The 9,816-nt window shown below is 48.5% G+C and carries 15 protein-coding genes and 1 tRNA gene; 7 read left to right on the top strand and 9 right to left on the bottom strand.

Going from position 1 to position 9,816, the window contains the following annotated elements:
- Positions 1–171 precede the first annotated feature (171 nt).
- The 3 genes from ACTIE0_RS06040 to ffh all read right to left on the bottom strand — a co-directional run bounded on the left by ACTIE0_RS06040 (position 172) and on the right by ffh (position 2,370).
- Positions 172–513 carry a KH domain-containing protein gene (locus tag ACTIE0_RS06040; protein WP_006620986.1) on the bottom strand — a complete coding sequence of 114 codons (342 nt, stop codon included), beginning with the start codon at positions 511–513 and terminating at the stop codon, positions 172–174.
- 10 nt (positions 514–523) lie between these two features.
- A complete protein-coding gene (gene rpsP / locus ACTIE0_RS06035) occupies positions 524–817 on the bottom strand; it encodes a 30S ribosomal protein S16 (protein ID WP_008055729.1) in 294 nt (97 codons plus the stop codon).
- 137 nt (positions 818–954) lie between these two features.
- Positions 955–2,370: a signal recognition particle protein gene (gene ffh, locus ACTIE0_RS06030; protein WP_006620988.1), complete on the bottom strand. Its 1,416-nt coding sequence runs from the start codon at positions 2,368–2,370 to the stop codon at positions 955–957.
- 16 nt (positions 2,371–2,386) lie between these two features.
- Here ffh and ACTIE0_RS06025 point away from each other — a divergent pair, with 16 nt between their 5' ends.
- Entirely contained in the window at positions 2,387–2,542 is a 156-nt protein-coding gene (locus tag ACTIE0_RS06025; RefSeq protein ID WP_006620989.1) for a hypothetical protein, read from the top strand.
- A 20-nt stretch (positions 2,543–2,562) separates the two neighbouring features.
- Here ACTIE0_RS06025 and ACTIE0_RS06020 read toward each other — a convergent pair.
- The 4 genes from ACTIE0_RS06020 to ACTIE0_RS06005 form a co-directional block, all read right to left on the bottom strand.
- Positions 2,563–2,634: transfer RNA gene (locus ACTIE0_RS06020), tRNA-Asn, on the bottom strand.
- Positions 2,635–2,712: 78 nt separating this feature from the next.
- Positions 2,713–3,261, bottom strand: a complete 549-nt coding sequence (locus ACTIE0_RS06015; protein ID WP_006620990.1) for an NYN domain-containing protein — start codon at positions 3,259–3,261, stop codon at positions 2,713–2,715.
- 104 nt (positions 3,262–3,365) lie between these two features.
- Positions 3,366–4,061, bottom strand: a complete 696-nt coding sequence (locus tag ACTIE0_RS06010; protein WP_006620991.1) for an energy-coupling factor ABC transporter ATP-binding protein — start codon at positions 4,059–4,061, stop codon at positions 3,366–3,368.
- Entirely contained in the window at positions 4,058–4,324 is a 267-nt protein-coding gene (locus tag ACTIE0_RS06005) for a UPF0367 protein family (protein ID WP_193520332.1), read from the bottom strand. The genes ACTIE0_RS06010 and ACTIE0_RS06005 overlap by 4 nt, the downstream gene beginning before the upstream one ends.
- 341 nt (positions 4,325–4,665) lie before the next feature.
- Here ACTIE0_RS06005 and psbD point away from each other — a divergent pair, with 341 nt between their 5' ends.
- Positions 4,666–5,724: a photosystem II D2 protein (photosystem q(a) protein) gene (gene psbD, locus ACTIE0_RS06000; protein ID WP_006617906.1), complete on the top strand. Its 1,059-nt coding sequence runs from the start codon at positions 4,666–4,668 to the stop codon at positions 5,722–5,724.
- Positions 5,725–5,798: 74 nt separating this feature from the next.
- On the opposite strand, the gene ACTIE0_RS05995 is transcribed toward psbD, so the two are convergent.
- A complete protein-coding gene (locus tag ACTIE0_RS05995; RefSeq protein ID WP_006670297.1) occupies positions 5,799–6,332 on the bottom strand; it encodes a DUF1499 domain-containing protein in 534 nt (177 codons plus the stop codon).
- Positions 6,333–6,454: 122 nt separating this feature from the next.
- Positions 6,455–6,910, bottom strand: coding sequence for a hypothetical protein (locus ACTIE0_RS05990; protein ID WP_006670298.1), 456 nt, complete (start codon positions 6,908–6,910; stop codon positions 6,455–6,457).
- 342 nt (positions 6,911–7,252) lie between these two features.
- Between ACTIE0_RS05990 and ACTIE0_RS05985 the strand changes: the two genes are divergently transcribed.
- From ACTIE0_RS05985 to ACTIE0_RS05965, 5 genes are all read left to right on the top strand, one after another.
- On the top strand, positions 7,253–7,516 hold the full coding sequence (locus ACTIE0_RS05985; RefSeq protein WP_006620995.1) for a hypothetical protein: 264 nt from the start codon (positions 7,253–7,255) through the stop codon (positions 7,514–7,516).
- A gap of 299 nt (positions 7,517–7,815) precedes the next feature.
- Positions 7,816–8,043, top strand: coding sequence for a hypothetical protein (locus ACTIE0_RS05980; protein WP_006670299.1), 228 nt, complete (start codon positions 7,816–7,818; stop codon positions 8,041–8,043).
- Position 8,044: 1 nt separating this feature from the next.
- Entirely contained in the window at positions 8,045–8,248 is a 204-nt protein-coding gene (locus ACTIE0_RS05975; protein ID WP_006620999.1) for a hypothetical protein, read from the top strand.
- Between the two features lie 3 nt (positions 8,249–8,251).
- Positions 8,252–8,920, top strand: coding sequence for a hypothetical protein (locus ACTIE0_RS05970; protein ID WP_006621000.1), 669 nt, complete (start codon positions 8,252–8,254; stop codon positions 8,918–8,920).
- 21 nt (positions 8,921–8,941) lie between these two features.
- The gene (locus tag ACTIE0_RS05965) at positions 8,942–9,736 is read left to right on the top strand and encodes a DUF1822 family protein (RefSeq protein WP_006670301.1); all 795 of its coding nucleotides are present in this window, start codon (positions 8,942–8,944) and stop codon (positions 9,734–9,736) included.
- Positions 9,737–9,816 lie beyond the last annotated feature (80 nt).

Here is a 9,816-nt window from a genome sequence, read left to right as displayed (position 1 = left end):
AGCCAGTTAAGGCTATAGCTGGTCAGCTACCTGAAAGGGGGGCACGAAGCCCCTGTGCTTCAGCCGGGGGTGCTGACCAAACATCATCTATACACCAGACAAATACAGGACAATCAATCAGGAAAGCGACAGACAGGCGTTCCTTGCGTCGCTTTCCTTAGCAACAGAAAACTATCCGTCTCTATGAATTGGTCCCCTAGGGGTAGATGGACGAGTTGGGCGGCTGGTACGTTTCGGAGACGGACGGTTTGCTGAAGCCCGAGGCGGACGACCTGGGGTAGGACTGTCTTCGTAAATATCTAAATACACCGATTCCCCCGCCACTCTAGCGATCGCAGATAGAACATTACGAATCGCCTGGATATTATGTCCCGAACGACCATAAACACGGCCCTTATCTTCCGCCTCAAAAGCCAATCTCACCCAAATTTTGCGGTGAGCTGGCGATCGCTCACAATCAACCCGCAGCGCCTCTGGCGACCCCAAAAACGGGCTAATTAAGAATCGTGCCAACTCCCCATAATTAGGATTGGCTGACAGGTTCTGGGATACTGGGTTCAGCGATGACTCCGGACTTGAGTTGTTCAAATACATTGGCTTTTTGCAGGATGTTACGCACAGTTCTAGTAGGTTGAGCCCCTTGTTTCAGCCGTCGAATAATAGCCGGGGTATCCAATCTAGTTTCATCCGTTCTGGGGTTATAAAAACCCAACTCTTCCAGAGGACGACCTTCACGACGCGACAGACTATCCATCGCCACAATCCGATAACTAGCTTCTCGTTTCTTACCGTAACGTTTCAATCTCAGTTTGATCATTTGGTTTTAATCAACTCTCCTTATGAATTTTAAGCTATTGTAGCAGTCTAGGACAGACTGACCAGCAAATCCGCCTCTCAATGGGGTAACTTAGTATTATAGCATTCCCAGAACCCGACAAAAGTCAACTCCCACAGTTAAAGCTGACCGAAACCCTTTTTCTTTTTGGCTTTCTTTTTCTTCTTCTTGCCGCCAGCCATACCCGGCATTCCCATACCCGGCATTCCCATACCCGGCATTCCCATACCCGGAAACTGACCCTTACCCATTTGTTGCATCAAGCTCCGCATCCGCTGAAAATCGCTCACCAAACGCATCACATCCTTTTCCGCATATCCAGCCCCTTTAGCCACCCGCTTACGTCTTGAGGGCGAATTTGACAGCAACTCAGGATTCTTCCGCTCCTCAATGGTCATAGAATTAATCATAGCCTCCGAGCGTTTAAGCTGGCTTTCCCCCGCGTCCAACTGCTCCTGAGAGATTTTATTCATCCCGGGAATGAGTTTAACCAACCCCCCCAAAGACCCCATATTTTTCATCAACCGGGTCTGCTTGAGAAAATCCGTGAAGTCAAACTTAGCCTCTAAAATCTTCTCCTGCATCTTCTCAGCATCGGCGATATCAAACTCTTCCTGAGCCTTTTCCACCAATGTGAGGATGTCACCCATACCCAAAATTCTGGATGCCATACGTTCCGGGTAAAAAGGTTGTAGGGCTTCTACCTTTTCCCCGACCCCGACAAACTTAATCGGAGCGCCGGAAACTCGCCGAATTGACAGAGCCGCGCCGCCGCGACTATCCCCGTCCATTTTAGTGAGGATAGCACCAGTAATGCCAATTCGGTCATTAAAGGTCTGAGTCAGGGTAGCTGCTTCCTGACCCGTCATGGCATCAACTACTAACAAGGTCTCGTGAGGTTGAACCGTCTCCTTTATTTGAGCCAGTTCCGCCATCATATTCTGGTCAATTTGTAACCGACCAGCCGTATCAATGATAATTGTATCAATACCCTGGGCTTTGCCGTACTCAATACCCTGGCGAGCAATTTCTACCGGGTCGGCATCTTTCCCTAACTCGAATACGGGAACATTTATCTGTTTCCCCAGAGTCATTAACTGGTCAATAGCTGCTGGTCGGTAAACGTCCGTAGCTACTAACAGGCTGCTGCGATTCTCTTTTTGTAGGTGCAAGGCTAACTTAGCGGAAGCTGTGGTTTTACCAGTACCCTGCAAACCTGCCATTAACACGATGGTTGGTGGTTGTTGGGCTTCAGCCAGGGGAACATTGCTTTCCCCCATGACTTTCACTAACTCATCGTGAACAATTTTGATAAACTGTTGACCGGGTTTCACGCCGGATACTACTTGCGAACCCTGGGCTTGAACGCCAACCTCTTTGATAAAATCTTTAACTACCATCAGGTTAACGTCGGCTTCCAATAGGGCGCGACGAACTTCTTTCAGAGCTTCCTGGATATTGGATTCTGTAATTTTGTCCTGACCCCGGAGTTTTTTCCAGGCGGACTCTAAACGTTCAGAAAGGGCATCGAACATAAATAATAATGCTTTAGTGAAAGGTTCTGGCTGCTATAATTTTGGCCATGGGGCGATCGCATTTTACCACAGCAACCTAACGAAAAATGTCTCCCTCCCCGAACGCACCTCCAATCAGGCGAGTAATTGGGCAGGATATCCGGTTAAGGCTATGGCGGGCGATCGCATTTAATGCCGTATTTTTGGCAAAAACTCCCCGGGTAGGATTCGAACCTACGACCAATCGGTTAACAGCCGACCGCTCTACCACTGAGCTACCGAGGAAAGTGGGTTGTGGTTGTCTTAGCCACAGTTAACTATAGTAACCCAGTGGTAAAATTTTGTCAAGCATTTTGCTCAAATTTATTTTAGCCCCATCCGTAACTGATCCAAACGCCTTTGAGACTCAGGATCTAGGGAACTGTCAAGAAAGCGACTCCTCGATCGCTTAGGAGTTTGGTGGCGACGTTGGCGCTGTCGATTAGAAGCCTCAACCGCTTCGGATAACTGCATTGCAGACATCCATTCTGCACCGTAGCCCATCACAGTTAACTGTTGTGCGCGGTCTGAGGTAGCCACCAGCAACCGTCGCCGTGATAGTCGCAACTTATGACACAGGGAGGCACACATTTTTTCTATATAAGTGTCAGCAGTTTGACCATAACCTGTATAGTGAATCAACAGATTACGACTGATCTTTTCACTGACACCGGGAGTATTCTGATAGTGAGCATCGAAGACAATGCGAGCATCGAGACCTTCAAAAGCACTGTAGTTAATCAGAGTTTCGATCAGATGTCGCCGGGCTGACTCCATGCTTTCCCCGTCGCGCTTTTGTTGTAAACGGGGCCAGATTCCGATGATGTTATAACCGTCTACAAACAGGACGGCATTGGTTAAAGGGCGTGACATGATTTATTACTGCAAAGCTCATATTGAACAGTGGACAATTTTTGCTTAGTTTCAATAATGGCATTTTTTTCGTTAGGTAGGATGAAAAAATCAAGGTCCAAAATCTAGGTTTGATGATTTTGCATCAATCGCCGTTTCAGGGGTTCAGGGTTTCCCTGAGCCACCACACGGCCGTTTTCCAACAAAAAAGCACCATCGCTGTAGTCAAGTTCATCGAGGCGGTGTGTCACCCAGAGGGCGGTAATGCCGCGATTTTTGACTAAATGGCGAACTTGAATAACCAGGTCTCGCTGACTGTCTGGGTCTAGTAGGGCGGTGGGTTCATCGAAAAGTAGGACTTCACAATGTCTAGCGATCGCACCGGCGATCGCAATCCGTTGTTTTTGTCCTCCGCTGAGGGCATAAATAGGGCGGCGCTGCAATTCCAGCAATTTCACCGCCGCCAAAGCATCCTCAACCCGTCGCCTAACTTCCACTAGGGGGAGGCGATCTTCCACCAAACCAAAGGCCACATCTGCCCCCACAGTAGGCATAACCAATTGGTGATCAGGATTTTGGAAGACAAACCCCACCCGTCCCTTAATGTTAATCTCACCGGACTGGGACTCCAGCAGTCCAGTTAGTAGCCGCAACAGGGTTGATTTCCCGCTGCCATTCGTACCAAGTAACATCCAAAATTCCCCGGCGGGGACGGCTAGGGAACAAGAAGTCAGGACTCTAGCACCTCCCGACCATTGAAAGTTCAGGTTTTTGACTTCAATAGCCGGTAGGGGTGTTTGGGGTTGGGCAGATTGGCTCATTGTGTTAAGGCTACAAATCCCGGAGATCTACCTGTAGCTGTGGTCCCCGATTTTTCGGAAATCTGCACAGCCGAAATTTCGCTGCTGAGGACAGCTACTTTTTTATCGGTCATTTTCTCGCAGGTTAACTCCAACAGTTGCCCATGGTCCGAACGCATCATGTCTAGTACCTGGTTATAGACCCCCATAGCGTCCTCTTGGGTCTTTCTTTGTACCGATAGGGGAACCGGGACATATTTCACGATGATGTCAATGGTGAACATAGAAAAGTCTTAAAAAAAGGTTAAGTTTAACACCGACTCTCACCAGTATGTCAGATATCGGCACTGTCTGGTTAACATCGCAGCCCTTAAATCCCAATCTCTGAGGCGATCGCATCACTTCTGGGGCTTCCGGCTGACCCCCACTAGGACCCTCGCGATTAATTTTATTCTGAGACTTGCCAATCTGAGAATTTATGTTTATACTGTTAAGATAGGTAAAGAAAAGTTAACGGCATCGATCATATCCCTAACTTTCTGTTAAGAACGGGAAGCTAGATTTTAAAATAGAGTGCAGTTGGCTGATTTACTGGAAATCATAATTTATTCGGAGATTTGGGTTTATGACAATAGCAGTCGAACGCCCTCAAGTCACCAGAGGATGGTTTGATGTCCTCGATGACTGGCTGAAGCGTGATCGCTTTGTATTCGTAGGATGGTCTGGTATCCTGCTTTTCCCCTGTGCCTATCTATCTATCGGCGGATGGCTCACCGGAACTACCTTTGTTACCTCTTGGTACACTCACGGACTCGCCAGTTCCTACCTCGAAGGCTGCAACTTCCTGACCGCTGCAGTCAGCACCCCCGCCAACAGTTTGGGTCACTCCCTGCTGTTCCTGTGGGGTCCCGAAGCTCAGTGGGACTTTACCCGCTGGTGTCAATTAGGGGGTTTATGGGCTTTTGTAGCTCTACACGGAGCTTTCGCGCTAATTGGGTTCTGCCTGCGTCAGTTAGAAATCGCCCGCTTAGTTGGCATTCGTCCTTATAATGCGATCGCTTTCACCGGTCCTATTGCCGTGTTCGTGAGCGTATTCTTAATGTACCCCTTGGGTCAATCTGGATGGTTCTTTGCTCCCAGCTTTGGTGTAGCAGGCATCTTCCGGTTTATCCTATTCTTCCAAGGATTCCACAACTGGACGCTCAACCCCTTCCACATGATGGGAGTTGCCGGCATCCTGGGTGGTGCGCTACTCTGTGCTATTCACGGTGCTACAGTAGAAAACACCCTGTTTGAAGACGGAGAAGGATCTAACACCTTCCGTGCTTTTGAACCCACCCAAGCCGAAGAAACCTACTCCATGGTGACAGCTAACCGCTTCTGGTCCCAGATTTTCGGTATTGCTTTTTCCAACAAACGCTGGTTACACTTCTTCATGCTGTTTGTTCCTGTAACAGGGCTGTGGATGTGTTCCATCGGTGTAGTAGGTCTAGCTTTGAACCTGCGTGCTTATGACTTCGTGTCACAAGAATTGCGCGCGGCAGAAGATCCTGAGTTTGAAACCTTCTATACTAAGAACATTCTACTTAACGAAGGTATTCGCGCTTGGATGGCTCCAGCCGATCAACCTCACCAAAACTTTGTATTCCCCGAAGAAGTTCTACCTCGCGGTAACGCTCTGTAATCTGGGACTACTCACATAACCACCAATTAACCCCCTTTCCTCAACGGATTGGGGGTTTTGGTTTGATTTTGATTTTATGGGTTCAAAAGGCTTCTGATGGTTTCGATCCGATCGCGATTAACTCCCAAATCTGACTCTCCGAGTCGGGATGCCGATCGCACTTGAATCACCCCCGCCTCATCATCCAAATAAAATTCTACATCATCCACAAAGCCCATAATCGCCGAGGTAAATTCGGCATTAAGATAATGGTCATCCGCCGTCACGATTTTGGCGTTGTCCATACTCTCCACCACTTGTTTGATTTGAGCGAATGCTTCCTCCCCAGAGGTGGAATAGGTGAAAGGTTCGATATAGTGAACCCCGTCCTGGCTTTGGGTGGAAACGCAGTTAGGGGAAGCAGGACAATCGGAAAGATAGCCGTCGTGTACTCCTAGGTTATCGGGTCGCTTTCCTGAGAAGGAAAACAGACTCCCTAGGACGCTGGGATGGGTAGGCGCAGCCACCGCCACGGTTTCCCCCCCAAAATATCCAACCAGTCCCAACCATAAGGCGATCGCCATCGGTAGTAATTTCTTGTGCAAGAATCTTAGGGGCGAAATCTGCATATATATAACTCTCCCGTTCAATTGATTGATATCGATACTTCCCCGATTCTATCCCAGGAGGCGATCGCCCTGTAGCGCGACGGGGGAGGAATAGGTAATCATAGAAGCCGGGAGTTTCAACCTCATCCTGCCGGAACTAACCGAGTCACTTTTAGGCGAAAATTTCCGCCTCTTCTTTCCCCAAAGGCGCGAACTCTCACAATATAATCCCCTCCCTCCATAATGCGAGCAAACAGGAGAGAGTTGGTTGTCCCGTCCGGGCCGTCGTCATTTTCTGCGATCGCTATACCATCATCCGATAACAACACCACCACAGTATCAAATTCATCCGACATCAGCTCAATCATCACTTGTTCATTGCTTGGGAGACGGACGCGATAATCCCGTAAAAAGCCGCCATCTCCTATGGGAATATCTCGTTCCGAGAGGATGTCCTCTACCACCTCACCCGGAACGATGGAAATGGGTTGATACATGACCTGTTGCGCTTGTAGCGGACCTGTTGCCAGTGCTAATGTACAAGCCGTGAGACTCGCCAGTAAACTTGAAGACCAAGAGGAAATAGACAGGTTTTTCATAGAGTTTAGAGTTACCGTGAAAATGAAACCCTTTTATGAGAATCTGTGCCTGGCGCGCTGAAAACCTTTCCCGTAGCGACAAACCTCGCCCTATGACTCCCTGACCGAAAACTAGAAACCAACCATTAACCCGGTTTTTGCCTCGCCCGGAATATATATATGGCGGCACACTTTCCCATGGTGTTATATTACGTCAAATTTCCCCGGAAGTCAAGCCCCCATCCCCAAAAATTTCCGCACCCGTCAACGCCATCTCTAGCCTGCATAAAAAACCCCTGCCAGAATCGATAGAACATTGTTAGCATAATTAGTGAGATAAGATATCTGGGAGGCATTGGGAAGATGGCAACAACCTTAGCACAGGTGGCGGGTTTTCTGGATAACCGCCGATGGCACTACCACAGCGACACCGACCGAAATCGCATCATTACTGGGGTACAGTCCGAACAGGTCGAGAATTTCACGATTGTCATTCAACTACAGGAAGACGGGGAATATTTAGCCCTGTTTGCGCCGCAACTCTTGAACCTGAAAAACCATGTATATAAAGGCGTGGCATTTCAGACAAGCCTTCCTGTTGAGCCATCTTCTCAAAATATTCGATGACCTCAATTCCCAGAGAAATAGTGACTTGTTTTTTTAAGGGTTCCGCAAAAGGATTGGGTCTCCTTTTCATTTGGGAAAGCGGATATTCCGGTTCCATGAGTTTATCTCCGATATTCTTGGCTATGCGGTGCGTCAGGTGACGCACCCTACGAGGGTGATAATTATTAATTATTAATTGTAGGGGCGGGTTCTGCGGTCAAATTTCCCTCCCAACGAGGATATTAATAAACCCGCCCCCAAACCCGTCGCCGTCAACGGTTGATAAACCGCGTTTTCAACAGGACTATGCGGTGCGTCAGATGACACACCCTACGGTTGCTGAGAAACCGGGTTTCTTGATTTCGGCGGTTAAACCCCGGTTTTTTGAACAGGACTATGCGGTGCGTCAGGTGACACACCCTACGGCTACTGAGAAACCGGGTTTCTTGATTTCGGCGGTTAAACCCCGGTTTTTAATTAGCCGTTTACCCGATGGGTTATCCCCCACAGGCATATATATGCGCCCACCTTTTCCCATGCTATTATGATATGTCAAGTCCTCCTCAAAGTCAACCCCTAATTAGGAGAAATTTTGGGGGGATTAAGAAGATTATGGAAAGTGCGATCGCACTGGGGGAAATGTGGGATAATCTCAGGAGGTCTACCGAGTTGATAAATCTGGCAATGACACGAGATTCTAAATGTCCCGATAAGGAAGTAAAAGAGATTTTGCGCCGATCGCTAAAAACCTAATCGGTGAAAGAACGTAAACGCCTACGACGGGAGGCGATGCGAATGATGATAGCTGCACCGGAACACTGTTTTTGGAAGGGAGAACCGCCACAATATCGCGATGATTTGATATATATTGAAGCGACGGCGGCGGCTTGGGATTATATCGATCGCAAAATTCATGGAAATGTCCGGGGTGGCGAAGTTTATGACCCCGATATTGACAACGCTGCTAGTCCCTTCACTCTCTGGAATATTCGCTGCAAATGGGCATATCAAGACATCCTGAAAAAACGCAGACAGTTAATCGATGATCATCCCCCCACACCAGACCCGGAAACACCTTACAATATTGAAAATGAACCGCAGCCGTCGGTAGATATTCCTCGGTTACAACGCATTCGCCGAGAAATTGAAAATGACCCAACGGGGGAGTTAAGGAGTTCTTTTGTACGCCAAACCCCACCGCCGCCGATTACGGTTCAAGATGCTTTATTGTTCATTTATGATTGCGTGTCTCGCGGGGAAAAATACACCCTAAAATTGGTGGCGGAACATTTTAAGATCCCGCCGGGTGTCGTCAACTCTGCTTGGAGTCGCACCATCAGTCCCCTGTTGAAAAAAATGGGCGATCGCCTATCTCAGGAACTAGATTTATATGATGGGGATATTTACCCTGAAACAAGCTGTTAACCAGAGGATTATTTAAGCATCATGAACACTCAAGAATTATTCGGTCAACTGATTCCGATACCCCCGCAAATCACCGATTATTTACAAAGGATTTCCGGTGACATTGAACCCTCCCAATTTCCAGAGATTGCGGAAAGAGCGATCGCTGTTTGGGTGGTGCATCGATATCTAAAAAGGTTCGATTATCAATCGGATTTCCGCAGCAGTAGCGCCTGGAATATCGCCGCCCAGGTTTTGACGGATTGGGGGGATTTGGAAATCTGGGAAGAAGGGGAAAGTTTGGGCATTGTGGAATGTATCCCCCTCCCAGCGAATGCCGAAAGTTTGGAGATTCCCGAAGGTGCCGTAATAAGCGATCGCATAGCCTATATTGCAGTAGAAATTAACCCGCCCCAAACCTGGGGAAAAATTGTCGGATTTACCCCCACCCTAGAAATAGAAGACCCGGAATTGAGTATCGATCGCGAAGACCTGTTAGAATGCGATCGACTGTTGGATTTATTGGAACTCGCCGAACCCCTCGCCGACCCGTCCCGATTTGCCGAATTAGAGTCCTATTGGTCGGGTTTGGGTGAATGGTCTGCGGAAGCACGCCAAGCAGTTGTCGCCCAACTGGAAAGAGCCTTATTATTGGAAACCATGGAACCCCTACAAGTGGAGTCCGCCGCCCAGGAAGTAGAAGCGTTAATCGCCCAATCTGTAGCCGAGTCAGCGCGAGAATTGGCAGTGCGAGAAAATGCCGAAGATGAGTCTCGCCAAGAACTGCGATCGATTTTGCGGCGGTTATTCGAGTCATTGCGGGGAGCAGAAGATTAATCACCAGCCCCCCTACCCCCAAGGGATGGCAAGGCTCTAGGAGCCTCCTGGGGCTTGTTGGTGGCGATCGCGGTTGAGGG

Source organism: Limnospira sp. (genome assembly GCF_051859755.1).
Lineage (GTDB): Bacteria > Cyanobacteriota > Cyanobacteriia > Cyanobacteriales > Microcoleaceae > Limnospira > Limnospira fusiformis.
The sequence above is the reverse complement of the archived record's forward strand: the minus strand, read 5'-3'. Positions and strand labels throughout refer to the sequence as shown.